Source organism: Gordonia sp. B8661-1, assembly GCF_059427765.1.
The window spans coordinates 261,153-285,915 of sequence record NZ_JCAHRL010000006.1 but is presented as its reverse complement, the minus strand read 5'-3'; the positions used below and the strand labels follow the sequence as shown (position 1 = coordinate 285,915).

At 66.9% G+C, this 24,763-nt stretch carries 21 protein-coding genes and 1 pseudogene; 12 read left to right on the top strand and 10 right to left on the bottom strand.

Translation table 11 applies throughout. From position 1 onward, the window contains the following. Positions 1 to 3 precede the first annotated feature (3 nt). Positions 4 to 1,026 carry an aspartate-semialdehyde dehydrogenase gene (locus AC4JJG_RS14660; protein WP_495398165.1) on the bottom strand — a complete coding sequence of 341 codons (1,023 nt, stop codon included), beginning with the start codon at positions 1,024 to 1,026 and terminating at the stop codon, positions 4 to 6. 2 nt (positions 1,027 to 1,028) lie between these two features. Beyond that, complete coding sequence (locus AC4JJG_RS14655; protein ID WP_495398166.1) at positions 1,029 to 2,294, bottom strand: aspartate kinase; 1,266 nt, start codon at positions 2,292 to 2,294, stop codon at positions 1,029 to 1,031. 393 nt (positions 2,295 to 2,687) lie between these two features. Here AC4JJG_RS14655 and AC4JJG_RS14650 point away from each other — a divergent pair, with 393 nt between their 5' ends. The 3 genes from AC4JJG_RS14650 to AC4JJG_RS14640 all read left to right on the top strand — a co-directional run bounded on the left by AC4JJG_RS14650 (position 2,688) and on the right by AC4JJG_RS14640 (position 5,758). After that, complete coding sequence (locus AC4JJG_RS14650) at positions 2,688 to 3,917, top strand: glycosyltransferase 87 family protein (protein ID WP_495398167.1); 1,230 nt, start codon at positions 2,688 to 2,690, stop codon at positions 3,915 to 3,917. A gap of 47 nt (positions 3,918 to 3,964) precedes the next feature. After that, positions 3,965 to 4,156 carry a hypothetical protein gene (locus tag AC4JJG_RS14645; protein WP_495398168.1) on the top strand — a complete coding sequence of 64 codons (192 nt, stop codon included), beginning with the start codon at positions 3,965 to 3,967 and terminating at the stop codon, positions 4,154 to 4,156. 72 nt (positions 4,157 to 4,228) lie between these two features. Then, a complete protein-coding gene (locus AC4JJG_RS14640; RefSeq protein ID WP_495398169.1) occupies positions 4,229 to 5,758 on the top strand; it encodes an HNH endonuclease signature motif containing protein in 1,530 nt (509 codons plus the stop codon). Positions 5,759 to 5,848: 90 nt separating this feature from the next. Here the strand turns inward: AC4JJG_RS14640 and AC4JJG_RS14635 are convergent, their stop codons facing one another. Then, positions 5,849 to 6,457 (bottom strand): TetR/AcrR family transcriptional regulator, encoded by a 609-nt coding sequence (locus AC4JJG_RS14635; RefSeq protein WP_495398170.1) that lies wholly within the window; start codon positions 6,455 to 6,457, stop codon positions 5,849 to 5,851. Positions 6,458 to 6,628: 171 nt separating this feature from the next. Between AC4JJG_RS14635 and AC4JJG_RS14630 the strand changes: the two genes are divergently transcribed. Beyond that, positions 6,629 to 8,098 carry a DHA2 family efflux MFS transporter permease subunit gene (locus tag AC4JJG_RS14630; RefSeq protein WP_495398171.1) on the top strand — a complete coding sequence of 490 codons (1,470 nt, stop codon included), beginning with the start codon at positions 6,629 to 6,631 and terminating at the stop codon, positions 8,096 to 8,098. Here the strand turns inward: AC4JJG_RS14630 and AC4JJG_RS14625 are convergent. Then, entirely contained in the window at positions 8,053 to 8,727 is a 675-nt protein-coding gene (locus AC4JJG_RS14625) for a TetR/AcrR family transcriptional regulator (protein ID WP_495398172.1), read from the bottom strand. The genes AC4JJG_RS14630 and AC4JJG_RS14625 overlap by 46 nt on opposite strands. 160 nt (positions 8,728 to 8,887) lie before the next feature. Here AC4JJG_RS14625 and AC4JJG_RS14620 point away from each other — a divergent pair, with 160 nt between their 5' ends. Beyond that, positions 8,888 to 10,420, top strand: a complete 1,533-nt coding sequence (locus AC4JJG_RS14620) for an MFS transporter (RefSeq protein WP_495398173.1) — start codon at positions 8,888 to 8,890, stop codon at positions 10,418 to 10,420. Positions 10,421 to 10,429: 9 nt separating this feature from the next. Beyond that, positions 10,430 to 10,990, top strand: coding sequence for a nitroreductase family protein (locus AC4JJG_RS14615; protein WP_495398174.1), 561 nt, complete (start codon positions 10,430 to 10,432; stop codon positions 10,988 to 10,990). 134 nt (positions 10,991 to 11,124) lie between these two features. On the opposite strand, the gene AC4JJG_RS14610 is transcribed toward AC4JJG_RS14615, so the two are convergent. After that, positions 11,125 to 11,565: a hemophore-related protein gene (locus AC4JJG_RS14610; RefSeq protein ID WP_495398175.1), complete on the bottom strand. Its 441-nt coding sequence runs from the start codon at positions 11,563 to 11,565 to the stop codon at positions 11,125 to 11,127. Between the two features lie 370 nt (positions 11,566 to 11,935). Between AC4JJG_RS14610 and leuA the strand changes: the two genes are divergently transcribed. Together leuA and trxA are read left to right on the top strand one after the other, a co-directional pair. Further along, the gene (gene leuA, locus AC4JJG_RS14605) at positions 11,936 to 13,786 is read left to right on the top strand and encodes a 2-isopropylmalate synthase (RefSeq protein ID WP_495398176.1); all 1,851 of its coding nucleotides are present in this window, start codon (positions 11,936 to 11,938) and stop codon (positions 13,784 to 13,786) included. 233 nt (positions 13,787 to 14,019) lie between these two features. Next, entirely contained in the window at positions 14,020 to 14,415 is a 396-nt protein-coding gene (gene trxA, locus AC4JJG_RS14600) for a thioredoxin (RefSeq protein ID WP_495398177.1), read from the top strand. A 1-nt stretch (position 14,416) separates the two neighbouring features. Here trxA and AC4JJG_RS14595 read toward each other — a convergent pair. After that, positions 14,417 to 15,548: pseudogene (locus AC4JJG_RS14595) on the bottom strand (CaiB/BaiF CoA transferase family protein). 286 nt (positions 15,549 to 15,834) lie between these two features. On the opposite strand from AC4JJG_RS14595, the gene AC4JJG_RS14590 reads away from it, so the two are divergent. Both AC4JJG_RS14590 and AC4JJG_RS14585 read left to right on the top strand, forming a co-directional pair. Next, positions 15,835 to 17,631, top strand: a complete 1,797-nt coding sequence (locus tag AC4JJG_RS14590) for a MinD/ParA family ATP-binding protein (RefSeq protein ID WP_495398178.1) — start codon at positions 15,835 to 15,837, stop codon at positions 17,629 to 17,631. Positions 17,632 to 17,675: 44 nt separating this feature from the next. Then, positions 17,676 to 18,695, top strand: coding sequence for an LLM class flavin-dependent oxidoreductase (locus AC4JJG_RS14585; RefSeq protein WP_495398179.1), 1,020 nt, complete (start codon positions 17,676 to 17,678; stop codon positions 18,693 to 18,695). A gap of 4 nt (positions 18,696 to 18,699) precedes the next feature. Here AC4JJG_RS14585 and AC4JJG_RS14580 read toward each other — a convergent pair whose 3' ends face one another. Then, positions 18,700 to 19,764, bottom strand: coding sequence for an alpha/beta hydrolase (locus tag AC4JJG_RS14580; RefSeq protein WP_495398180.1), 1,065 nt, complete (start codon positions 19,762 to 19,764; stop codon positions 18,700 to 18,702). Between the two features lie 65 nt (positions 19,765 to 19,829). Here AC4JJG_RS14580 and AC4JJG_RS14575 point away from each other — a divergent pair, with 65 nt between their 5' ends. Together AC4JJG_RS14575 and AC4JJG_RS14570 are read left to right on the top strand one after the other, a co-directional pair. Continuing rightward, positions 19,830 to 21,131: a MurT ligase domain-containing protein gene (locus tag AC4JJG_RS14575; RefSeq protein WP_495398181.1), complete on the top strand. Its 1,302-nt coding sequence runs from the start codon at positions 19,830 to 19,832 to the stop codon at positions 21,129 to 21,131. After that, positions 21,128 to 21,850, top strand: a complete 723-nt coding sequence (locus tag AC4JJG_RS14570) for a type 1 glutamine amidotransferase (protein ID WP_495398182.1) — start codon at positions 21,128 to 21,130, stop codon at positions 21,848 to 21,850. Before AC4JJG_RS14575 ends, AC4JJG_RS14570 begins: the two co-directional genes overlap by 4 nt. On the opposite strand, the gene AC4JJG_RS14565 is transcribed toward AC4JJG_RS14570, so the two are convergent. From AC4JJG_RS14565 to AC4JJG_RS14555, 3 genes are read right to left on the bottom strand one after another with little or no spacing between them, the layout of a single operon-like run. Beyond that, on the bottom strand, positions 21,812 to 22,561 hold the full coding sequence (locus AC4JJG_RS14565) for a uracil-DNA glycosylase (RefSeq protein WP_495398183.1): 750 nt from the start codon (positions 22,559 to 22,561) through the stop codon (positions 21,812 to 21,814). The genes AC4JJG_RS14570 and AC4JJG_RS14565 overlap by 39 nt on opposite strands. Before the next feature lie 18 nt (positions 22,562 to 22,579). After that, the gene (locus AC4JJG_RS14560; RefSeq protein ID WP_495398184.1) at positions 22,580 to 23,128 is read right to left on the bottom strand and encodes a uridine kinase family protein; all 549 of its coding nucleotides are present in this window, start codon (positions 23,126 to 23,128) and stop codon (positions 22,580 to 22,582) included. Then, the gene (locus tag AC4JJG_RS14555; RefSeq protein ID WP_495398185.1) at positions 23,125 to 24,735 is read right to left on the bottom strand and encodes an alpha/beta fold hydrolase; all 1,611 of its coding nucleotides are present in this window, start codon (positions 24,733 to 24,735) and stop codon (positions 23,125 to 23,127) included. Before AC4JJG_RS14555 ends, AC4JJG_RS14560 begins: the two co-directional genes overlap by 4 nt. Positions 24,736 to 24,763 lie beyond the last annotated feature (28 nt).

Below are 24,763 nucleotides of genomic sequence, written 5' to 3'. Positions count from 1 at the left end.
GATTCAGACGAGCAGTTCGGCGATCTGAATCGTGTTGAGAGCGGCGCCCTTCCGCAGGTTGTCGCCGGAGATGAAGAGCGCCAGACCGCGCCCTTCGGGCACACCCGGATCCTGCCGGATGCGGCCGACGAGCGACACGTCCTTACCCGCCGCCTCCAGTGGTGTCGGCACATCGGAGAGCTCGACACCGGCTGCGGCGGACAGGATGTCCTGCGCCTGCGCGACCGACAGCGGCTTGTCGAACTCGGCGTTGATGGACAGCGAGTGCCCGGTGAACACCGGCACCCGCACACAGGTGCCGCTCACCAGCAGTTCGGGCAGCCCGAGGATCTTGCGCGACTCGTTGCGCAGTTTCTGGTCCTCGTCGGTCTCACCGGAACCGTCGTCGACCAGCGAACCCGCCATCGGCAGCACGTTGAAGGCAATGGGCGCAACATATTTCACCGGATCCGGGAAGTTCACCGACGATCCGTCGTACACCAGCTTCTCGGCATCGTCGATACCGGCACGCACCTGCGAGGCGAGTTCGTCGACGCCGGCCAGCCCGCTGCCCGACACCGCCTGATAGCTCGACACGATGAGACGCCGCAGCCCGGCCGCATCGTGCAGCGGCTTGAGCACCGGCATCGCGGCCATCGTGGTGCAGTTCGGGTTGGCGACGATCCCCTTCGGCGGGGTCTTCGCCAGTTCGCCGTTGACCTCCGAGACCACCAGCGGCACATCGGGATCCTTGCGCCACGCCGACGAGTTGTCGATCACCGTGACACCGGCAGCGGCGAAGCGCGGGGCCTGTTCGCGGGACATGGTGGCACCGGCCGAGAACAGTGCGATGTCCAGGCCACTCGGGTCCGCGGTGGACGCGTCCTCGACGACGATCTCGCCGTCGCCCCACGGGAGCTTCTTGCCTGCCGACCGCGCGGATGCGAAGAAGCGCACCTCGTCGGCCGGGAACTTACGCTCCGCCAACAGGGTTCGCATGACGCCACCGACCTGGCCGGTGGCTCCGACGACTCCGATACGCACCATGACTATCGCCCCGTTCCGGCGTACACGACGGCTTCCTCGTCGCCGCCGAGATCGAATGCCTCATGCAGTGCGCGCACCGCATCGTCGAGCTCGGTGTCGCGGCAGAGCACGGAGATACGGATCTCGGATGTCGAGATGAGTTCGATGTTGATACCGGCCTCGCTCAGCGACTCACAGAACTTCGCGGTCACGCCGGGATGCGACTTCATACCCGCGCCGACCAACGAGACCTTGCCGATGTGATCGTCGTAGAGCAGATCGGTGAAGCCGATCTCTTCCTTGAGCTTGGTCAGCTTCGCGACGCCGACCGGGCCGAGTTCGCGCGGGAGCGTGAAGGTGATGTCGGTCTTCCCGGTCTCCACCTTCGAGATGTTCTGCAGCACCATGTCGATGTTGATCTCGGCGTCGGCGACGGCCCGGAACACCTTGGCCGCGTACCCGGGCTCGTCGGGCAGGCCAACGACCGTGATCTTCGCTTCGCTGCGATCGTGTGCGACGCCGGTGAGAATGGCTTCTTCCACGGGGATGTCCTCCATCGAGCCGGTCACCAGGGTGCCGGATTTGGTCGAGTACGACGAGCGCACATGAACGGGAACGTTGTAACGACGCGCGTATTCCACACAGCGCAGCATCAGCACCTTGGCGCCGCAGGCCGCCATCTCGAGCATCTCCTCGAAGGAGACGGTGTCGAGTTTGCGGGCGTCGGACACGATGCGCGGATCGGCGGTGTACACGCCGTCGACGTCGGTATAGATCTCGCACACGTCGGCCTCGAGAGCCGCGGCCAGAGCGACGGCCGTCGTGTCCGAGCCTCCACGGCCGAGTGTCGTGATGTCCTTGGTGTCCTGCGAGACGCCCTGGAATCCGGCGACCAGCACGATCTTGCCGTCATCGAGCGCACTGCGGACGCGACCAGGCGTGACGTCGATGATCTTCGCCTTGCCGTGACTGCTGGTGGTGATGACACCGGCCTGCGAGCCGGTGAACGACTGCGCGTGTGCGCCGAGCGAGCTGATCGCCATTGCGACGAGCGCGTTGGAGATGCGCTCACCCGAGGTCAGCAGCATGTCCATCTCGCGTGCCGGCGGCGACGGATTCACCTGCTCGGCCAGGTCGAGGAGTTCGTCGGTGGTGTCGCCCATCGCCGAGACGACCACGACGACGTCGTTGCCCTGCTTTTTGGTCTCGACAATGCGCTCGGCCACACGACGGATCCGCTCGGCCGTCGCGACCGAGGATCCACCGTATTTTTGCACCACGAGTGCCACGTCGATCCGCCTTCCGGGGTTACCGCATGAAGCGCCCCGACAGCCCGCTTCTGGTGATGTGCGCGCCAAGGTCAGGGCATCCTTGCTGGCTACACCTTACCGGCGGGTCGCTTTTTCCCCGCATCCGCGGTCCAGGTCACGGGCTCGGGCGCCCCGGAAGCGGTGCGGCAGCGGCAGGTGAACACCGTCGCGGTCGAGTCGGCGAGATCTGGGCCACAGTGGCCTTCGGCCGCCATCGGGGACCGTGCCATCGACGGATGACGGACAGGTCCGTCGTCGGTCTCATCGTCACCACCCAGTCGATCGCTCCTCCGTCGCCGGCGAATCGCAGTCCCGAGCCGCGCGTGCGGTCGCACACACACGCGCTCGCCGACGACCACCTACCATCGCTGGGTGGCCACCGGAACCGACGTCGGGATAACCCATTCGGGGGGTGTGTCATCCCCCGACCCCGCTCCCGTCGCCGTGCGACGCCGTCCCTTCGGTCAGGGGTGGATCGAACCGGTCCTGGTGTTCCTGCTGGTTCGCGGCATCGGCATTCTCGTCCTCGCGCGTTTCGCCCAGCTCCGCAATTCATCGCTCGGCGATGCGCTGTGGTTGTGGGACGGCAAGTGGATGGTCGCCATCGCGCAGTACGGCTACGGGAACGTGCCCTACACCCAGACCGACGCACGGGGGCTGCATACCGCCGACACCGCCTACGCATTCTTCCCCGGCTACCCGATGCTCGTCGGCGCGGTCGCAAAGCTCCCGCTGATCACTCCGTACGGTGCGGCCCTGCTGGTCAATCTGGCGCTCGGGATCGTCGCGGCCGTCGGTGCGTACCGGCTCGGGATGCGCTGCGCCGAGGCGATGGCCGACAGATCCCCGATCGGTTCGGCGGATCCGAAACGTACCGGCCTGTTCCTGGTCGCCCTGTTCGCGGCCACACCCATGTCAGTGGTACTGAACATGGCGTACACCGAGGCGTTGTTCTGCGCGCTCGCCACCTGGGCCCTCGTGGGCGTCCTCGAACACAAATGGTTACTGGCCGGCGTCTGCACGCTGCTCGCCGGAGCGAGTCGGCCCACCGCAGTCGTGATCATCGGCGTCGTGATGCTGGCGGCCCTCCTCGCCCGGCGCGACGGGTGGCGCGCCTGGGCAGCCGTCGTACTGAGCCCACTGGGCTATCTCGGGTATCTCGCCGTGGTGTGGGCCCACACCGGCTCGCCGACCGGCTGGTTCCGAATCCAGACCGAGGGCTGGGGCACCGGAATCGACTGGGGACAGGCCACATTCACCTTCGTGAACGATGCCATGGTGCACGGGAGCGATGTGGCACCCGTCGCCACCGCCTGGATCATCCTCAGCACCGTCGCGATGCTCGCGGTCGCCGCCTGGTCACGACTGCCGTGGCCGGTTCTGCTGTACGGCGCGCTGGTCGTCGCGTCGATCGTGCTGTCGAGCGGACTGATGATGAGCCGCGCCAGACTGCTTCTACCCGCCTTCGTCCTGTTGATCCCGGTCGCGATGGTGCTCGCTCGCCTGCGGCCGGGTGTGGCGATCGCCGCGATGATCCCGATCGTTGTCGGCAGCGCCTGGTTCGGTGCCCACATGCTCACCGTGTATCCGCACGCCATGTAGGAAGGAATGCCCCGTGCCCCGATCTCACCGAAAGCTCCGTGGCGCGAATGGCTTTCGACAATTGCACCGTCACCGCACTGGACGTGCATCGCGCCACGATGAACGATGTCGACCTGCGGCATCTCGACATCGGCACCGTACGGCACCTCGACGGACTGCGCGGCAGCACGATCACGTCGACCCAGTCGTTGAGCCTCGCGGGCCATTTCGCCCAGCACCTCGGGATCGGCATCGATTAACCCCTTGCGTATCGAACACGTGTTCGATATAGTTGTGTTATTCGCAGGTCGTGGCATCGGGGGGTGAACCATATGACCGCATCGGTTGAACTATCGTCATCGTTGGTGGACTCGTACACGCGACTCGAATTAGTGCTCGACGAGATTGCTGCGGGGTCGTCGCAGTTGTGTTCGGAGGCCGAGCTGGTGGGGCTGGCTGAGCAGCATGAGCGGTTGTATCGGCGGTTGGCATTCTTCGGGCACCAACGGGTGATGGATGTGTCCGATCGTGACGCCCACCGATCGGCGGGCTGTCGTTCGATCCAGGACTTCATGGTTACGCGGCTGCGCATCACCGATGTTCGCCGTCGTATGGATGCGATGGGAGCGTTGATGCCCACCTACACCTTGCAGGGCGAGGTGAAAGATCCCGAATGCCCGGACACCGCAACCGCTTTGGCCGAAGGTGCCATCAACCCGGATCATGTCGGGGCGGTGCTCGATGTGATGAAGAAGCTGCCGGCGGCGGTGTCGGTCGAGGACCGAGAAGCTGCCGAGTCGACGCTTGCTGAATACGCACGAGAGTTGACACCCAAGAGCATCCGGCAGGTCGGGGCGCGGATTCTCGCGCACTTGGATCCGGACGGCTCCTTGAGTGATGACCGTGATCGGAAACGTCGGCGCCGGTTGTCGATGCTCGATCCCGATGTTCAGCAGATGTCGAAGATCTATGGGTATCTCGACCCCGAGACCCGGGCCATGCTCGATGTGGTGATGGCCGCCTGGGCCGCACCGGGCATGAACAATCCCGACGACGAGCAGTCGCCGGCCGGGCATGTCGACGAAGCCGACCCGGAACGGCTGAAGGAAGCCGCACAACGAGATTCACGCAGCGAGGCCGAACGCCAGCACGACGCCTTCACAGCCCTACTGCGCTGCGCTCTCGATGGTGGTGTTCTCGGCAAGAGCCATCGGGGATTGCCGCCACATCTGATCATCAAGATCACCGAATCCGAACTGCGGGAGCGGGCGGGTCTCGGACACACCACGACAGGTGCTGATCTGCCCATCGGTGATGTGATCAAGCTGGCGGCCGACGCCCAGATGTATTTGGCGGTGTTCGCCGACCACACCAATGAACCGTTGTATCTGGGTCGAGCCAAACGTCTCGCCAATCAAGCCCAACGGTTCATGAGTTTCGTCCAGTACGGCGGGTGTTCGGTTCCCGGTTGTCCGCGGCCGTTCTCGCACACCGAAATGCATCACGCCGAACAGGATTGGACCGACGGCGGCACCACCGACGCCAACGCTATGGCTCCGGCATGCCCGCCACACAACCGACTCGTCGGCCCCAAATCGGGACAACTGTCGACCATCAAGATCCGTACCGGACCCGACCGCGGCCGCTACGGCTGGACCCGCAACACCGGTAAGGAAGTTCCACCGGACAAACCACGAACCAACCACATCCACCTCGTCGACGAACTCGTGATACGGCGTCGAGGCTCGTCTGCGTCGCCGCCACGCTCCCGGAGCGAGTTCGCACTGCGGGAGATTCTCACCGGCCGCCGGCGCGCTCGAACCGATCTCGTATTCCGAACCGTCGACCTGGCGCCAGATTGACGCTGCCCCAACGGCCGGACGCTCGCGACCTCCGGAACGAACGAACATCCCGCCGACCGAATGTGCCACATGCCGCGGCACCAATCGGTTTCAGTGGGATGGGCGCAATCCGTCGATGACGATGCCGATCAGCCGTTCGCGCGACTGCCGCGTGTCGAGGGACCCGCAGGTCATGGACAGTCCGCCGACGAGTCGCTGCAAGTCTTCGGCCGCAATGTCGTCACGGAGCGACCCCTCGGCCCGGCCGCGTTCCAGAATCGCGGCCATCAACTCGGCCACCTGACCGCGACTTTCCTGGAAGACCGCGGCATCGTCACCGACAGCCGCGAGGATGGCCTCTTTCATCCCTTTCTTGGTGGCCGCGGTCGACATGTAGGCCTCGAAGACCCCTTCGAGCGCAGCCAGACTCGACCCGGTGTCCAATTGCCGCCAGGCCGCCGCGACGATGTCGTCGGTATAGCTACGGAAGGTCGCCTCGAGGAGCGCGGTCCGGTTCGGAAAATGACGGTAAAGCGTGCCGATACCGACGCCGGCCGCACCGGCCACCTTCTCGAGGGCAACGTCGACACCCTCGGCATGGAACAACTCGCGGGCCACCGCGACGAGCCGGTCGTAATTCCTTGCCGCGTCGGCTCGCGTGGGTCGCTTCGAGATCGGACGCGTCGCCTCGTCGCCCGTCGTGCTCGATCCGGTGACCACCGATTCTCCCTTCCCGGCGAACCCGCGATGGACGCGCCATCGCCACGGTCAGAAACATACCTGTTGCTAACCGGAGGAACCCTCCGTATATTAATCGGAGGAAGCTTCCGTTTCAGTGGCGAGTCTACCCCGTCCCCCACCTCGATGATCCCGACCCGAAAAGAGTTCTTCATGTCTCTTTCGCCATCGACCGAGCGCACCGACCTCCCGTTGTCCACGAACTCTCCGGACCGTCGACGCACCCGATCCACGGCCGCCGCCCTGGCGCTGGCCACCGTCCTCGGCTGCCAGCTCATGGTTGTCGTCGATGCCACAATCGTCAACGTCGCATTACCGAATATTCAACGGTCCCTCGGCTTTTCGACCGCCAGTCTGTCCTGGGTGATCAACGCCTACACCCTCACCTTCGGCGGTCTTCTGCTGCTGGGTGCCCGCCTCGGCGACATCCTCGGACGTCGGCAAACCTTCCTGGGCGGACTCACCGTGTTCGTCCTCGCATCGGCTTTCGGCGGGTTCGCCACCGACACATCGATGCTGCTGGTGGCCCGTACCGTGCAGGGCATCGGTGGCGCGATCGCCGCACCCGCCGCACTCGCACTGCTGATGACGGCCTTCCCCGACGGACAACGCCGCACTCGTGCGCTGGCCCTGTTCACCGCGGTATCGATCGGTGGCTTCTCGTTGGGACTGGTGCTCGGCGGAGCACTGGTCCAATGGCTGGACTGGCGTTGGGTGTTCTTCGTGAATGTCCCCATCGGACTGATCGTGATCGTCACAGGCCTCGTATCGCTACCGCACACCGCCCGGCAGTCGGGGGCCTTCGACCTCCAGGGCGCGATCTATTCGACGGCAGGCATCGGCTCGATCGTGTACGGACTCGTCCACGCTTCGACGAGCGGCTGGTCATCGTCGCTCACCATCGTGGCCCTGGTGGTCGGCGCGGCCCTGCTGGCAGCTTTCGTCGTCGTCGAATCCCGTGCACGGCAGCCGATTACACCGCTACGTCTGTTCGCGAGCACGTCCCGCAGCTCCGCCCACGTCGGACGACTCGTGATCGTGGCGGGATTTCTCGGGGTGCTGTTCTTCCTCACCCAGTTCATGCAGGAGGTCCTGAACTTCGGCGCGTTCGAGACCGGACTCGCCTACCTGCCCATGACTGCGGCCACCCTCGCCTCCTCGCAACTGTCCGCCCGAGTCCTGTTGCCGCGCATCAGCATCCGGACACACCTGGTCGTTGCGTTCGCGGTGGTGGCGGCCGGCCTCTACTGGCTGAGCGTCGCCGACGCCCAGACCTCCTATCTCGGGCTGCTCGGACCGTTCATCATGCTCGGAGCAGGCTGCGGCGCCGCGGTGCTCGGCCTCACCACCGCCGCCCTTCGCGGGGTGCACCCGGATGACTCCGGCGCCGCATCCGGTCTGGTCAATACGTCACAGCAGCTCGGCGGCACCGTGGGATTGGCCGTCCTCATCGCGGTCTTCGGTGCCGCGACCACCGGCATGCACCAGTCCACGGCAACGTTTGCTCACGGAGTCTCGGTGACGGTGCTGGCCGCCGCGATCCTGGTCTCCGCCGGTTGCCTGCTCATGGCGGTGACTCAGGGCGAGAGTCGGGCCCTCGCCTCGAATCCTGCACAGAGATAGTCGATTCCGTCGTCCAGGCGTGCGCGTGCGTCGAGCAACCGCTCGGCGCGCGGCGCATCCGCCAAACGTGACAGCGTCGGCGCGACGTCCTTGTCCCGCCCCTGGATCAGGTCGGTCAGACCGTCGGGCCACTCGGCCGGCTTGTCGGATCGCAGCAGTTCGTCGCCGACCTCGATGAGCGCCACACCGTGCACATGACTCCACACGGTGAGCGCCATGCCCGTGGCCTCGACGAGATCGACCCCGAGTTCCAGGAAGCCGGCCGCGAACCAGTCGAGACAGCGCAGCGACTCGTCACCGAAGCTGTGCCGGGGCGACGCATACGCCAGCACCACCCACGGATGCTCCTGGTAGAGACCCCAGTCGATATCAACGGTCAGGCGCACCCGTTCCCGCCACGACGGTGAGGCGTCCATCGGATACGGGTACCGGCGTCCGATCTCCTCGGACATCTGCTGCAGCAGGGCGTCCTTGTCCTCGACGTGGCGGTACAGCGACATCGCACCGACCCCGAGCTCGTCGGCGATCCGACGCATCGACAACCCGTCGAGTCCGTCACGATCGGCCACCCGGATCGCGGCATCGACGATCGTCGGCAGTGTCAGTTTGCCCTGATCAGAAGACGGCACCGGACTGCGTCCCTCCCCTCGGTGAGGCCCCGGATCACGCGGGGAATATTTTCGTTGCGTACAGCGTACCCATTCTCGTAGAGTTGCCGCGTACGGCGTACGCGCAGGTCTGCGCGTCACCCTCGATCACTCAACACCGAATCGCGAAACAGGAGCCATCATGTCGTCCGCCGTCCACACCACCGATCGTCGCCCCGCGGATGTGGGCACCGATCGACGTATGTGGTGGGGACTCGGCGTACTCACCCTCCCGGTGTTGCTGGTATCGATGGACTTCTCGGTCCTCTACCTAGCGATCCCGTCGATCACCGACGCACTCGAACCGTCAGCGGCGCAGCAACTCTGGATCCTCGACATCTACGGATTCCTCATCGCCGGACTGCTCATCACCATGGGCAACGTCGGCGACCGCATCGGACGTCGGCGCATCCTTCTGGCCGGCGCCGCACTGTTCGGCATCGCGTCCGTTATCGCGGCCTTCGCCCCCAACGCCGCGATCCTGATCGCCGCGCGTGCCGTCATGGGTATCGGCGGAGCGACGCTGATGCCGTCGAGCCTGTCCCTGATCGCCAACATGTTCCCCAACCCGAAGGACCGGGCCCGCGCAATCGGCGTCTGGACCGCGGCCTTCGCGGGTGGCAGTGCGATCGGCCCGGTCGTCGGTGGCGTTCTACTGCACCACTTCTGGTGGGGAGTCGTGTTCCTCATCAATGTGCCGGTGCTGGCCATTCTGTTCATCGCGGGCCCGCGGTTGCTCCCGGAGTACCGCGCGGCCTCGACCGACCCCTTCGACTTCGTCGGCGTGATCCTGTCGATGGCCGGCATCCTGCCGGTGGTCTATGCGATCAAGACCATGGCCGCCGAAGGAATGAGCGGAGGAGTACTCGCCGTCGGCGCATTCGGCATCGTGATGGTCACGCTCTTCCTGGTTCATCAACGACGTGTCACTGCTCCACTGCTCGACCTCGCGCTCTTCCGCAACCCGTTGTTCAGCGCGTCGATCGCGGTGGCGCTGGTCGGGATGATGGCGCTGGGCGGCATGTCCTACCTGACCGGCGTGTACCTGCAGTCCGTCATGGGACACGACGTGCTGGCGGCGGCACTGGCCGGGTTGCCGATGGCGATCGCCGTCGCGGTCTTCTCGATCGGCGCATCCCGGGTCGTCCAGATGGTCGGCATGCGGACCGCGTTCATCGGCTCGGTGGCTCTCGCCGCCCTGGGCAATCTCGGTCTGCTGACACTCACCACCGACAGTCCGCTCTGGGTCTACCTGATCTGCACCGCGGTAGCCGGCGTCGGCTACGGCATCCAGTTCAGCCTGGTCTCGGACGTGGTAGTCGGGTCGGTGCCGCCGGAACGTTCCGGTGCGGCATCGGGAATCTCGGAGACAAGCTTCGAACTCGGTACCGCGCTCGGACTCGCTCTCCTCGGCTCCCTGGCGACGCTGGTGTTCCGGGCAGGCGCCGACGGACGGCCCTTCGGTGAGACGCTGGGCGAAACCCTCCATCGCGCTTCGGCGCCCGGAATGGGCAGTGACGGAACCGCTTTGGCCGATGCCGCGCGGGCGGCCTTCGTCGACGGCATGCATGCCGCATCGCTGGCCGCGATGATCACTCTGTCCGTGCTCGCCGTGGTGCTGGCCGTGGTGATGCGTGATCGCCCGTCTGCTGCGGAGCGTCTGGAGAACCTCTAGTCTCGGCCCGTGCATGAATTGATCGAAGGCCGCTGGAGCGCACGGGGTTACGACCCGTCCGCGACAATCTCCGCCGATGAGGTGACCAGCATTCTGGACGCCGGACGGTGGGCCCCCACCTGGGGTTCGCGTCAGCCGGTCCGCTACATCGCAGGGCTGCGCGGGGACGACACCTTCGACGGGCTGGTGGCCGGATTGTCGCGGGGCAATTCCGGGTGGGCGCCCGCGTCGAGCGCACTCGTCCTGGTCTGCACCATCGACGACCCGGACGACGTGAAGTCGCACACCTACGCGGCCGTCGACGTCGGACTGGCCGTCGCCCAGATGATCCTGCAGGCGGAGGCACTCGGCTTCAACGCGCATCCCATGGCCGGCTTCGATGCCGACGCCGACCGTGAGCGGTTCGCCATCCCCGATGGCATGCGGCCACTGGTCCTCGTCGGCATCGGGACGCTCGCGGACCCGTCCACGGTTGCGGCCGAGATCCGTGAACGGGACGAACGTCCGCGCACCCGACTGCCTCTCGACGAGGTGGCCTTCGCCGACCGATGGGGTGAACCGTTCCGGTAGACACCGGGATTCCGATAGACACCGCGATCGACTGCTGAAAACGTCGCCCTGGGAGCGGTCCGAGGGCAATATGCCCTCGGAGGCCCCTCAGGACGACGTTTTCGCACACCACGGCGAGGTCAGTCAGGGCGAGGTCAGTACTGACCGCAGGTGCTCTTCGCCTTCTGCACGGCATCACGCGCCTTCTTCATCTCCGGCCGGGTGATGTTGTGGTCCCTGAGGAAGGTCATCACCGACGACGCGTTGGGATGCTTCTTCGTGAACTCGGCCATCGTCGCCTCGCGCTGCTGCTTGGTCATGGTGACCACGGACTCGAAATGCTTCTTGGCCTTTGGGTTTGAGTTGATGCGTTTCCACACCGCGGGATCCTGCTTGGCAAGTGCACGCTCGACCTGCGCGAGGCTGCATCGGGTGTCGGGCACCCTGGTGTCCGGCGTGACGGTCTTCGGCGCGGGCGCCGAATGCGGTGCGCTCGGGTGAGCCGGAGCGCTCGGTGCGGCAGTGGCAACACCGCCGACCGCACACACCGAAGCGACGCCGATGCCGGCGACGCCGCAGGCAATCCGTCGAGTCATTCGATCGAAAGTCATCACGAAGCCTTTCTCGATGATGTCGCCGAGAAGCTCGGCACGACGACGAAACTAGACGCGAACAATGAGAGGCGACTGAGAATCCACCGGCGATTTCCCAACAGTTTGCGCAGGTCAAAGGACTTTTGTCGGGATTGTCACGACAAACCGGACGACGTCCCGGCGCTGCGCGGTGCCCATCGGCTTGAACCTCGAAGACGGCGGGGAGTACGCTCGTGGCCATGCAGCGCGCACTCCTCCTCGGTTGCCGCGGCGGGGTCTGAATCGACCGGCCCTCCGTCGCGGGCCTTTTCGTGCGCCGGTCATCTTCCCCTCGCTCCTCTGACGAGCAACCACATCACGGAGAATGACCATCATGGCAGCAGCAGACGCTTTCACCTCGGGCCCGAGTCGCATCGTCGAACCGTCCGGCCCCATCCCCGACGGCCAGCCGTCCTGGAACCCGCAACGCAATTCGGCGATGCCCGCGCACCGCTACCGGCAGTTCGCCGACGAGGTCGAGAAGGTCTCGGTACCCGATCGCACCTGGCCCGACGCGGTCATCACCAAGGCGCCGCTGTGGTGCGCCGTCGATCTGCGTGATGGCAATCAGGCCCTGATCGACCCGATGAGCCCGGCCCGCAAACGCCGCATGTTCGACCTGCTGGTCCGGATGGGCTACAAGGAGATCGAGGTCGGCTTCCCGTCGGCGAGCCAGACCGACTTCGACTTCGTCCGCGAGATCATCGAGGACGGCGCGATTCCCGACGACGTGACGATCCAGGTGCTGACCCAGTGCCGCGACGAACTGATCGAGCGCACCTTCGAGGCGTGCCGCGGTGCCAACAAGGTGATCGTGCACTTCTACAACTCGACGTCGATCCTGCAGCGGCGCGTCGTGTTCCGGGCCGAGAAGCCTGCCATCGTGAAGATCGCGACCGACGCCGCGCACAAGGTTCTCGAGGTTCAGCAGCAGTATCCGGAGACCCAGTGGCGGTACGAGTACTCACCGGAGTCCTATACCGGCACCGAGCTGTCCTTCGCCAAGGAGGCCTGCGACGCGGTCACCGAGATCATCGCTCCCACACCGGATAATCCGATGATCATCAACCTGCCGGCGACCGTCGAGATGGCCACCCCCAACGTGTACGCCGATTCGATCGAGTGGATGCACCGGAATCTGGCACGCCGCGATTCGATCATCCTGTCGCTGCATCCGCACAACGACCGCGGAGAAGGCGTCGCCGCAGCCGAACTCGGCTACATGGCAGGCGCCGACCGCATCGAGGGCTGCCTGTTCGGCAATGGTGAGCGCACCGGCAACGTCTGCCTGGTGACGTTGGGCCTCAACCTGTTCACCCGTGGTGTGGACCCGCAGATCAACTTCTCCGACATCGACGAGATCCGGCGCACCGTCGAGTACTGCAACCAGCTGAACGTCCCCGAACGTCACCCGTACGGCGGCGACCTGGTCTATACGGCCTTCTCCGGCAGCCATCAGGACGCCATCAACAAGGGCCTGGATCAGATGAAAATCGATGCGGACGAAGCGGATTCGGATGTCGAGGACATTCTGTGGCAGGTGCCGTACCTGCCCATCGACCCAAAGGACGTGGGCCGCAACTACGAGGCCGTCATCCGGGTGAACAGCCAGTCCGGCAAGGGCGGCGTCACCTACATCATGAAGGCCGACCACGGCATGAACCTGCCACGGCGCCTGCAGATCGAGTTCAGCCGCGAGATCCAGAAGATCACCGACGGCGAGGGCGGCGAGGTCAATCCCAAGGACATGTGGGACGTCTTCGCACAGGAGTACCTGAACCCGATCCGGCCGCTGGAACGGATGCGGCAGAAGGTGGACGCGGCGGAGATCGACGGCGGCGAGGACCACATCACCGCGGTGGTGAAGGTCGACGGCGTCGAACGTGAGATCTCCGGTTCCGGCAACGGCCCGCTCGCGGCCTTCGTCGACGCATTGTCGACCGTCGGTTACGAGGTACGCGTGCTCGACTACAGCGAGCACGCGATGACCGCGGGCGACGACGCCAACGCCGCCTCCTACGTGGAGGCCGAGGTCAACGGCGAAACCGTCTGGGGTGTCGGCGTCGCATCGTCGATCACCACGGCCAGCCTCCGTGCGGTGGTGTCCGCGGTGAACCGTGCGAGCCGGGTCGCCGCGCCCGCCGCCGACGATTCCGAGGCCGCGCCGCGTACCTGGGCGCCGTAGTCGCACCACGGGCTTTCCAGACCACCCGCCTGATCACCGATCCGCGGGACACGGACTCGCGATGCGCGGGCGATCCCCGACGTCATCGTGTCGGGCATGGGCCGGTATCCGTTCTTGTGCGGGCGATCCCCGCCGCCGGATGCCGGTCCATCTCCGTCGGTGCTCCCGGCCGCACACGACACCTCATTGGAGCACAATGGAATACGCCAAACCGGGCGTGAGTTGTGCTGGACATGGCAACAAAAGAGATAACCATGTCCAACTTCAACGAGACGATCGCCGACAACGGCATCGTCCTGCTCGATTTCTGGGCGTCATGGTGCGGTCCCTGCCGCATGTTCGGCCCGGTCTTCGAGAAGTCCTCGGACACCCATGAGGGCATCGTCTTCGGCAAGGTCGACACCGAGGCCGAGCAGGAGCTGGCCGGTGGATTCGGCATCCGCTCCATCCCCACTCTGATGGCCTTCCGCGACGGCATCCTGGTGTTCAACCAGGCCGGCGCACTCCAGGAGGCTCAGCTCGAAGATCTCATCACCCAGGTCGAGGGCCTGGACATGGATGAGGTCCGCAAGCAGATCGCCGAGGCCGAAGCCCAGCAGGGCGGCGCCCCCGAGGCCCCACAGGCCTGATTCAGGAGAACTCGGCTCGGATCGCGTCGGTCTGAGCACCGAGTTCCGGCACATCGCCCGATCGGACAGCCCAGTCCCGGGCGAGGGCCGGATGCCGCAGCGCGGGCGCGGGTCCGGCCGCGGTACCGATGTCGCGCCAGCGACCACGCTCGGCCAATTGCGGATGTTCCGCCAGGTCGCGCACCTTGTTGAGCCGGGCGTTGCCTATTCCGGCCTCATCGGCGAGGCGCTGCACCTCGGCGAGCGTGTGCCGCTCGCACCACGCTCCGATGATCTCGTCGACCTCCTCCCGGTGCGCCACCCGATCCTCGTTGTGCGCGAACCGGGGGTCGTCGACGAGTCCGGGCATGCCGAGCATCGTCGCCAGGCGCGCCCATTCCCGATCGCTGGTCGTCCCGAGCACCGCCGTCTGTCCGTCGCTCGTCGCGTACGCCCCGTAGGGCGCGATGAGCGGCGATCCCATGCCCACCGGATCGGACTCGGTACCCGCATGCAGGAACTGGTTGAGCGCGAAGCCCATCATCTCGCCGACCGCGTCGAGCATCGCGATGGGAATGACCGATCCCCGGCCGGTACGTTCCCGGTCGTAGAGTGCGGCGAGAACGGACGAATACGCATACAGCGCGGTACCCACGTCGGCGACCGGGACGCCTGACTTCGCCGGCTGACCGGGACGACCTGTGGGTTGCGGCACCCGATTCGGCCTGGACGAGCAGGTCGTAGGCGCGCTTGTGGTCGTACGGACCGCCCCTCCCGTAACCGGAGATGTCGACGATGATGAGCCGCGGATAACGCTGGGTCAGTTCGTCGACGCCGAGGCCGAGGCGATCGAGCGCGCCGGGGCCGAGGTTGCTCACCAGGACGTCGGCCACCCCGAGCATCGAACGCAGTACCGCCTTGTCGGCATCGTCCTTGAGGTCGAGTGCCGCCGACTCCTTGCCGTGATTCAGCCATACGAAATGGGCGGACATACCACCGACGACCCCGTCGTAATGCCGTGTCGTGTCGCCGACGCCGGGCTGCTCCACCTTGATGACCCGCGCACCCAGGTCGGCCAGATGCCGCGTGCACAGCGGTGCGGAGATTGCCTGTTCGAGCCCGATCACGGTGATTCCGGCCAACGGTGCGTGCATCGTTTCCCTTCCCCTCGACCGAGCCGTCCGCCCGCGAGTGCCCGGATCAGCATTACCGATCCCGCTGGTGCCCGCGTTCACCGGGTCTGGTCCGATGCCGCTCCACCTCCCGGGCAACGATCCCCCGAAAGGACGGTGCGCGGCGGTCCGGTATCGGTCTGGAGTCGGCGCCTGCGCGTGGGTGGACATATCGCTACGATCTGTCAAGACGGTCACCGAAGCATCGTTGATTTGAGGGGACTTCGGTGCGGTGACCTCGGTGACCAGGGGAGGACTGGGGTCAGTTATGCCGAAGAGCAAGGGTTCCGACGCGCCGGTCGTCGACGATGAGTCACCTGTGGAGAATTCGACGGCCGGTGACGAGTCAACTGACGATGAGGTGTCGGCCGACGACACGTCCGATTCCGATCACGCGACGGTGGACGACACGGACGCGAGTGACGACGCCGCCGAGAACGAAGACACCGGGAACGACGCCACTGAGAAGTCCGGCGCCCCCGAGAAGTCCGGCGCCCCCGAGAAGTCCGGCGCCCACGAGGATCGGCCCGACGTGCAGGACGATGACGTACAGGACGATGTCGTCGAGGATTCCGAGGCGCTCACGGTCGAGGATGACGTGGACAGCGACACTCCGGACGGCGACAACCCGAACGGCGACAACTCGGACAGCGACAACTCGGACAGCGGCGCCGACGACCGGCCCGGCGACACCGCCGCCGATGACACTGCCGCTGACGAGGCCAAGTCCGCCGAGGCGGAGGCACCCGCTGCCACCGCTATGGTGACGCGGTCCAAGTCCGCGACCGCGAAGGCACCCGCGATCGTGCGCCGCGACCCGCAGGGCGCGGGCTCCGGAACGGCCCCGATGGTGACGAAACGGGTCACCCCCACCGCGGACACACAGCCGGGCGGCGCAACCGGGTTCGCGCCCACGCCGCCGGGACCACCGATGGTCCCGGGTCCTGGACCGATGCCGACCGGACCGATCCCCGTTCCTCCGGGTGCACCGATCATCGGGCCCGACGGCATGCCGCTGCCCGGGGCCCTTCCGGGCGGACCGCCATACCCGCCGGTGCCCGGCCCGCCGGTCGACGGCGTCGCACAGCACATGGTGCCCCCACCCGGCCTCGAACACGACCGACTCGTCAAGCGACCTCGCGAGGTACCGACGCAGGGGTGGCGCAGCGTGCTGCACCGATCGTCGGGCGGCATGATCAACCTCGGCAAGAGCAAGGCCGAGCAGCATCGTGAGGCGGTGCTGGCCCGGGTGCGGCAGCCCATCCGCGGGGATTACCGGGTGGCCGTCATGTCCCTGAAGGGCGGCGTCGGCAAGACGACTGTCACCGTCGGCCTCGGATCGTCGTTCTCCTCCCAGCGCGGCGACCGGGTGATCGCGGTGGATGCGAACCCCGACCTCGGCACCCTCGCCAGCAGGGTTCCGCAGCAGACCACCTCGACGGTGCGGACCCTGCTCCACGCCGGCGACGACCTCACCTACACCGACATCCGTCAGCACACCAGCCAATCACCGAGCCGCCTGGAAGTTCTTGCCTCCGAACGAGATCCGGCGGTATCGGAGTCCTTCACCTCCGGCGAGTATCGCGACGTGCTGGGCATCCTGGAGAATTTCTACAACATCATCATGACCGACTGCGGAACCGGATTGCTGCACTCGGCGATGGAGGGCGTGCTCAGTACCGCGAACGCGATCGTTCTGGTCACCTCCCCCGCGGTGGACGGGGCACAGTCGGCCTCGGCGACGCTGGACTGGCTCAACGCCCACGGCTATGCCCATCTCGCACGGCAGGCGGTCGTGGTGATCTCGGCGTCGAAGCCGGGGTCGTCGCCGGTGGACGTCCCGCTGCTCACCCGTCACTTCCTCGGGCGCACACGGGCGGTCCACCACATCCCTTACGACGACCACCTGGCCACCGGCGCCATCATCGATCTCGACCGGCTGCATCGCCGGACCCGCGACGCGTTCCTCGAACTGGCTGCGACGGTGGCGGATTCATTCGCGTCGACGCTCGTGGCCCCGCCGCCGGAACCATCGATTCCGCCGGAGGTACCGCCGCAGGCCTGAGCGTGCGCGGGAATGAACCCGGGCACCGAACCCTTGGACCGGGTATGAAGAAGATCGGTTTCCTGTCCTTCGGTCACTGGTCGGATGCACCCGGTTCGCAGGTGCGCACCGCCTCCGACGCTCTCCTCCAATCCATCGACCTCGCGGTGGCCGCCGAAGAACTCGGTGCCGACGGCGCGTACTTCCGCGTGCACCACTTCGCTCGCCAGCTCGCCTCACCGTTCCCGCTGCTGTCCGCGATCGGCGCGAGGACCGACCGGATCGAGATCGGCACCGGCGTCATCGACATGCGATACGAGAATCCGCTCTACATGGCCGAGGATGCGGGTGCGGCCGACCTGATCTCGGGTGGACGTCTGCAACTCGGCATCAGCCGCGGCTCACCCGAGCAGGTCATCGAGGGCTACAAGTACTTCGGCTACGTGCCCGAAGAGGGCGGCAGCGATGCCGACATGGCTCGCCAGCACACCAACGTGTTCCTGCGGGTCATCGAGGGCGGCGGCTTCGCCCAACCGAATCCGCGGCCGATGTTCCCGAACCCGCCGGGCAAGCTGCCCATCGAACCCCAGTCCCCCGGACTCCGCGACCGGATCTGGTGGGGTGCGGGCACCCGTGCCACTGCCGAGTGGACCGCGCAGCAGGAGATGAACCTGATGAGTTCCACCCTGCTCACCGAGGACACCGGCGTGCCGTTCCATCAGCTGCAGGCCGAGCAGATCGAGGTGTACCGCAAGGCCTGGGCCGCGGCCGGGTACTCTCGCGAACCGCGAGTGTCGGTGAGCCGCAGCATCTTCGCGATCACCGACGAGCGCGATCGCGCGTACTTCGGTGGTTCCGGCGACGAGGCCGATCAAGTCGGCGTGATCGACGGCTCGGTCGCGCGCTTCGGCCGCAGCTATGCCGCCGAACCCGATGTGCTCATCGAGCAGCTACGCGAGGACGAGGCCGTCGCCGCCGCCGACACCCTGCTGCTGACCGTTCCCAACCAACTCGGTGTCGACTACAACGCGCACGTGATGGAGTCGATCCTCACCCACGTCGCGCCCGCGCTCGGGTGGCGCTGACCCCTCAGGCGAGCGCCCGGACGACCGCGGCACTCATCCGGCTGAGTGCGGCCCGGGCGTCGGCACTGATGAGCGTCATGTTCACGAAGGCGTGGATGAGTCCGCCGGACCGGTCGAGCGTGACCGGCACGCCGGCCTCCTCGAGGCGTTTCGCGTAGGCGATGCCCTCGTCGCGCAGCGGATCGAAGCCCGCGACGGCGACATAGGCGGGCGCGAGTCCGCTGAGGTCGTCGTCGGCCATCGGGGACACGCGCGGATCGGCGAGCAGCGCGTCGTCGGGGACGTACTGGTCGACGAACCACTGGATGCGGGCCTGCGTGAGGTACCGGCCGGTGGCGAACTCACTGCGCGAGGCGGATTCGTATCCGGGCCGCGCCTCGGTGACCGGGTAGATGAGCAGCTGCAGCACCGGCGTCACGGCCTCGCCGCGTACCGCGCGTGCGACACCGGTCGCGAGGTTGCCACCTGCGCTGTCACCGGCCACCACGATCTTGTCGGGCGACACACCCCACCCCGGAGCGCGTTCCACCGCGAATCGCCATGCGGCCAGACAGTCGTCGTAGGCGGCCGGGAACGGATGTTCGGGGGCCAGCCGGTAGTCGACGGACAGGACGTCGGCACCGGTCTCGTACGCCAGCGCGCGGGCCACACCGTCGTGACTGGCCCGGTCCCCGACCACGAAACCGCCGCCGTGGAAGAACAGGATGATGCCGGTCGACGAGACGTTTGCGCGGTATCGCGTGATGGGGATCTCGCCCGCCGGGCCCGGTGCGAGAAGGTCCTCGACGACGGCCAGAGGCGGCGTCGGTGCGGACAGCATCTGCCCGTTCACGCTGGTGTTGCGCCGGGCGACGTCGACGGGGCCGTCGGCGAGCGCCATGCCCGGGATCTTGTCGGCGGCCTGCGAGATCAGCAGCATCTCCGGCGCGAGACGATCACCGTCCCGATTGACCGGGGTGCGGCTCGACAGCGGCGCGGAGACGGTCGGCAACACCTTGCCGAGACCGGACAGGAAGGCGCGCTGGATTCGTGCGGGCAACGGCAGGGACAATTCGGTGGCCTGACTCACACCGCGATCCTAGCGACGAATCCACGGTGGCACCCACGGACCGTCGCTGTGACAGACTATCCGGCATGTCCGACCGCTCCACCCGCGTTCCCGCGCGCACCTCCGTCGCACTGGCCGCCGCTGCCGCGGCGCGCTGGGCCTCCCGGGCCGCGGGCCGCGGCAAGGGCTCGATGATCGGCGGACTCATCGCCGAGAAGATCGACCCCGACATCATGCGCCGCCTCGCCGCCGGGAAACGCACCGCGCTCGTCACCGGAACCAACGGCAAGTCGACGACCACGCGGATGCTGGCGGCCGCGCTCGCCCCGCTCGGCGACGTCGCATCGCAGGCCGACGGCGCGAACATGGACGCGGGCATCATCGCGACCCTCAGCCTGCAACGGTCGGCCCCCGTCGCGGCGATCGAGGTCGACGAACTCCACGTCCCGCATGTGAGCGACGCACTCTCGCCGGAAGTGCTTGTGGTGCTGAATCTTTCACGCGACCAGCTGGATCGGGTGGGCGAGATCAACATGATTGAGCGCAAACTCCGCGAAGGTGTGGGCCGGCATCCGTCGACCACCGTCGTCGCCAATTGCGACGACGTGCTCGTCACCTCGGTGGCTTTCGATGCGCCGCACGTGATCTGGGTGGCCGCGGGAGCGGGCTGGGTCGGTGACTCGGTGAGCTGCCCGCGAACGGGCGAGCCGATTCTGAGATCCGGCGCCGGGAGCGAAGCGAGCGGGCCGAATGTCACTGGGGATGATTGGTACTCCAGCGGAGACGAGAAGTTCCGCCGACCGACACCGGACTGGTGGGTCGACGACGAGAACATCTACGGCCCCGACGGATTCGTCGCACCGATGACCCTGGCGGTCCCCGGCCGGGCGAACCGTGGCAACGCCGCGCAGGCCGTTGCCGCGGCTGTCGCGATGGGTGCCGATCCGGCGGCGGCCGTCGCCGCGGTGGGCACGGTGGGCGAGGTCGCGGGGCGCTACGGAACCCATCAGCTCGGCGACCGCACGGTCCGTACGCTGCTCGCGAAGAACCCGGCGGGCTGGCAGGAGGCACTGTCGATGATCGACCAGGACGCCGACGGACTGGTCATCGCGGTCAATGGCCAGGTGGCCGACGGCGGAGACCTGTCCTGGCTGTGGGATGTGCGCTTCGAGGCCTTCGAGACGATGCAGGTCGTCGCGGCCGGAGAGCGTGCCGCCGACCTGTCGGTGCGGCTGCTCTATGCGGGTGCGCAGCACACCACGATCCCGGATACGGTGCGGGCCATCGAATCCTGCCCTCCGGGCCGCGTCGAGGTGCTGGCCAACTACACGGCGTTCCGTGATCTCAACACGGCGCTCGAACGCGCCGCCAAGGAGGCGGGGAAATGAGCGAGTCCACCCTGCGGATCGGCCTCGTCCTGCCCGACGTGATGGGTACCTACGGTGACGGCGGCAACGCACTCGTGTTGCGACAGCGCGCCCGTATGCGCGGGATCGATGCCGAGATCGTGCACATCACTCTCGACGACGAGGTTCCTGATTCCCTCGACGTGTACACGCTCGGCGGAGCCGAGGATTATGCGCAGCGGCTCGCGACCCGGCATCTGAACCGCTATCCGGGTATGCAGCGGGCGGCGGCCGCCGGACGCCCGGTACTCGCGATCTGTGCCGCCATCCAGGTGCTCGGCCACTGGTACGAGACGTCCGCGGGCGAACGTGTCGACGGCATCTCCCTCGTCGACCTCACCACCGCGCCGCAGGCCGAGCGGAGCATCGGCGAACTGGTGACCGAACCGGCCCTCGCCGGGTTGTCGCAGCCGCTGACCGGCTTCGAGAATCACCGTGGCGGAACGACACTCGGCCCCGATGCGGGTCCGCTCGCGCGCGTCCGGCACGGTGTCGGCAACGGGGTGGGTGACCACACGGAGGGTGTCGTGCAGGGATCGGTGATCGGCACGTACATGCACGGACCGGCACTGGCCCGCAATCCGGAGCTCGCCGACCATCTGCTCGCACGCGCACTCGACACCGACTCCCTTGCCCCGCTGGATCTTCCGGAGGTCGATCGGCTACGTACCGAAAGGCTGGCGGCGGGCCGTCGCGTCTAGTCCCGCATGATCGGCGGCCGCGCGGAGCACATCGCCGAGCATCTCGGGCGTCAGACGTCCGGTGAACGTGTTGTGTTGACTCACATGGTAACTGCCGAAGAACTCCAGTTCCCGGACGGTTCCGTCCGGTTCCGTGCGACGGATGGTGGCGCGTGCCCCGTGGCCGAATTTCGGGCGTGGCCTGCCGACGTCCCAGCCCATCGCCTCGAAGGCGCGCAGCCCGGACTGCCAGCCGAACGCCCCGAGCACCACCACGGATTTCAGTGTGGGCAGCAATAATTCGACTTCGGACTCCAGCCAGTGCGCGCAGCGGTCCCGTTCCTCGACGGTCGGTTTGTTCTGGGGCGGGGCGCAATGCACCGGCGACGTGACCCGAACACCGCGCAAGGTCAGGCCGTCGTCGATGGAGGTGGCGGTCGGCTGATTGGCCAGTCCGGCATCGTGGAGAGCGCGGAACAGCACGTCCCCGCTCTGGTCCCCGGTGAACATCCGGCCCGTACGGTTACCGCCGTGCGCCGCCGGCGCCAACCCCAGGATCAGCACCCGGGCATCGACCGGACCGAACCCGGGTACCGGTCTGCCCCAATAGGTCTGGTCGGCGAACGCGGCGCGTTTGTCCGTCGCGATCTGCTCCCGCCACTCCACCAGTCGCGGGCATGCCCGGCAGTCGATCAGATCGGCGTCAAGTTCCGGGATGCTGCGGTACGCCACGGAACCACCGTACGCCCGTCACTCGTCGAGTACATGGCAGCGGGAACGGGTGTCGTCGACGGCGAACCAGCCGCGTTCGAACTCCTGCCAGTGCACCAGTTGCGGACGGGCCGCCTCACCGTCGCGTGCGACGGTCCGCGCCAGACGCTCCTCCACGGTGCCACCGTCCAGCCACAGCGCATGCGTCAGCTGCGACGCGATACGGCGCCTCGCCGACGACACCCCCTCGATGATCAGCAGGGGCTCCCACCTCAGCCACACCAGAGATCCCTTGTGCGGGACACCATCCCGCCATACGCGCGGGTGATAGCGATAGTCGTGCCTGCGCAGGAACGACCGCACCACATCGGCTTCCATCTCGGGCCACCACGCCACCGGATCGTCCCAGGTCGCGAAGTCGTCGGTGCGGATGAGTTGCACACCGACGCGCCGGTCACGCAGGCGAGCGACCAATTCGTCGGCGACCGTTGACTTCCCGGCTCCGGACGGACCGTCGATCGCGATGATGCCCGAGGTCAGCGAGCGTGACAGATCGTCGAGGCGCCCCGCGAGACCCGCGGCAATCATCGGCCCGCGACCGTGCCCGACGACGACGGCCGATTCAGCGGACCGGTGATCGGCGCCTGCGGTACCGCCGTGACGGCCGTCCGGCCGGTGCGCAGATACTCGGTGATCGCGCGGTCGAGTGGCTTGTTGGACCGGCCGAGCTGGCCGTGATCGCCCCCGCCGACGGTGATGAGGTGACTGTTCATGAGGCGCCGCATCGCCAGCGAGCCCCGGTACGGGGTCTGCGGGTCACCCAGACTCTGGATCTGCAGCGGCCGCACCGACAGTCGCTTCCCGGAGATCGGCAGCGGGCGGGTCACCGGCGCTGCTCCCGAGCATGCCATGCCGGATCGGTACATCAATCCCGGTGCCTCGAAGATGTCGCCGGTGAAGAAATTCGAGATGAAGGCGGCGGGCAGGTCGGCGGGCCGGGCGGGGACCTGATTCTCGTTGCACAGCACCAATTGCTGCATGTCGACGAAGTTCTGGAGCACCTTCTCCTGCCCCTTGCCCAACGGCGTCGACGGCGCTCGTCCCGCCACCTGCAGTGCGACCTGCGGCCAGAGGTTCCGGTCCGGTGCCGCAGCGCGGGTGAACGCGAGGAGTGACGACTTCGCCTGCATCCCACCGGGAGTCACGAGCGTGGCGACGAAATTCTCGAATCGTGCGCGGGCATCGGCGGTCAGGTTGACGCCGTCCACATAGGCGCGGGCAACCGCGGTGAGTCCGGGCGGCACATCCCCCACCTGCGCGGGCGGTGCGGCCAGTGACGGCGGAACACCCGCCTGCGACGTCACCTTCGCGCTCCATTTCCGGTACACCGCAAGCGGTGTGGCACCGAGGTGGTATCGGCTGTCGCGGTCGGCGATCCACGTCATCATGGCGTGGACGCGCTTCTTGTAGGGGTCCGTCTGTTCGGCCAGTACGTCGTTCCAGATCCACCCCGGGTCCACGCCGGAGTCGAGTATCAGCCGATCGGTGTGCTGCGGGAAAAGTGTTGCGTACGTGGACATCAGGAGTGTGCCGTAGGAGATGCCGTACATGCTGATCCGATCGACACCGAGAGCCCTGCGCACCACGTCGATGTCGCGAGCCGTGTTCTCGGTGGTCAGGGTCTTCGTGTAGCCGGGTGTGCGTCGTTCACACCGTTCACGGTTCACGGCTCCGAGCGAGGTGAGAACGTCATCGCTCGGCCGGATCGGATCGCACCGGACGGGGGTCGCGCTCAACAGTCCGCGCGGCTGGACCGCGACGAGATCCCACTCGTCGCGCACCTGTTCCGGCGGTCGGACGAAGCGGAACATGCTGATGCCGTCACCGCCCGGACCACCCGGATTGCCGAACAGGACACCGCGTTTACGGCTCGGGTCACGCGCCGGGATCCTGCTGACGGTGACCTCGATGGTGGGGCCGGGCCGCTGATGATCGCGTGGCACCCGGACCGTCGCGCACCGCGCCTCGGGGCCGGCACGGTGAACCGGATCGCACGCACCCCATGTCAGGGTCGACGGAGCGGCGTGGGCCGCAGGCGTGGCCGACGGTATCGCCGACACACCCACCGTTGCGGCGACGGCCACGGCCATCGCCCCCCACTTGACCGCTGACCGTCCGCACGTGTTCACGTTCATATGCTTAGCAAACGTCACTGCGGCGCAC

What these genes read in the sequence shown, in the direction of transcription:
- AC4JJG_RS14640 (WP_495398169.1), top strand. Translation starts at nt 4,229, where the DNA reads ATGACCGCATCGGTTGAACTATCGTCATCGTTGGTGGACTCGTACACG.
- trxA (WP_495398177.1), top strand. Translation starts at nt 14,020, where the DNA reads ATGGCAACAAAAGAGATAACCATGTCCAACTTCAACGAGACGATCGCC.
- AC4JJG_RS14610 (WP_495398175.1), bottom strand. Translation starts at nt 11,565, where the DNA reads ATGACTCGACGGATTGCCTGCGGCGTCGCCGGCATCGGCGTCGCTTCG.
- AC4JJG_RS14590 (WP_495398178.1), top strand. Translation starts at nt 15,835, where the DNA reads ATGCCGAAGAGCAAGGGTTCCGACGCGCCGGTCGTCGACGATGAGTCA.
- AC4JJG_RS14575 (WP_495398181.1), top strand. Translation starts at nt 19,830, where the DNA reads ATGTCCGACCGCTCCACCCGCGTTCCCGCGCGCACCTCCGTCGCACTG.
- AC4JJG_RS14630 (WP_495398171.1), top strand. Translation starts at nt 6,629, where the DNA reads ATGTCTCTTTCGCCATCGACCGAGCGCACCGACCTCCCGTTGTCCACG.
- AC4JJG_RS14555 (WP_495398185.1), bottom strand. Translation starts at nt 24,735, where the DNA reads ATGAACGTGAACACGTGCGGACGGTCAGCGGTCAAGTGGGGGGCGATG.
- AC4JJG_RS14620 (WP_495398173.1), top strand. Translation starts at nt 8,888, where the DNA reads ATGTCGTCCGCCGTCCACACCACCGATCGTCGCCCCGCGGATGTGGGC.
- AC4JJG_RS14560 (WP_495398184.1), bottom strand. Translation starts at nt 23,128, where the DNA reads ATGATTGCCGCGGGTCTCGCGGGGCGCCTCGACGATCTGTCACGCTCG.
- AC4JJG_RS14570 (WP_495398182.1), top strand. Translation starts at nt 21,128, where the DNA reads ATGAGCGAGTCCACCCTGCGGATCGGCCTCGTCCTGCCCGACGTGATG.
- AC4JJG_RS14585 (WP_495398179.1), top strand. Translation starts at nt 17,676, where the DNA reads ATGAAGAAGATCGGTTTCCTGTCCTTCGGTCACTGGTCGGATGCACCC.
- AC4JJG_RS14660 (WP_495398165.1), bottom strand. Translation starts at nt 1,026, where the DNA reads ATGGTGCGTATCGGAGTCGTCGGAGCCACCGGCCAGGTCGGTGGCGTC.
- AC4JJG_RS14645 (WP_495398168.1), top strand. Translation starts at nt 3,965, where the DNA reads ATGGCTTTCGACAATTGCACCGTCACCGCACTGGACGTGCATCGCGCC.
- leuA (WP_495398176.1), top strand. Translation starts at nt 11,936, where the DNA reads ATGGCAGCAGCAGACGCTTTCACCTCGGGCCCGAGTCGCATCGTCGAA.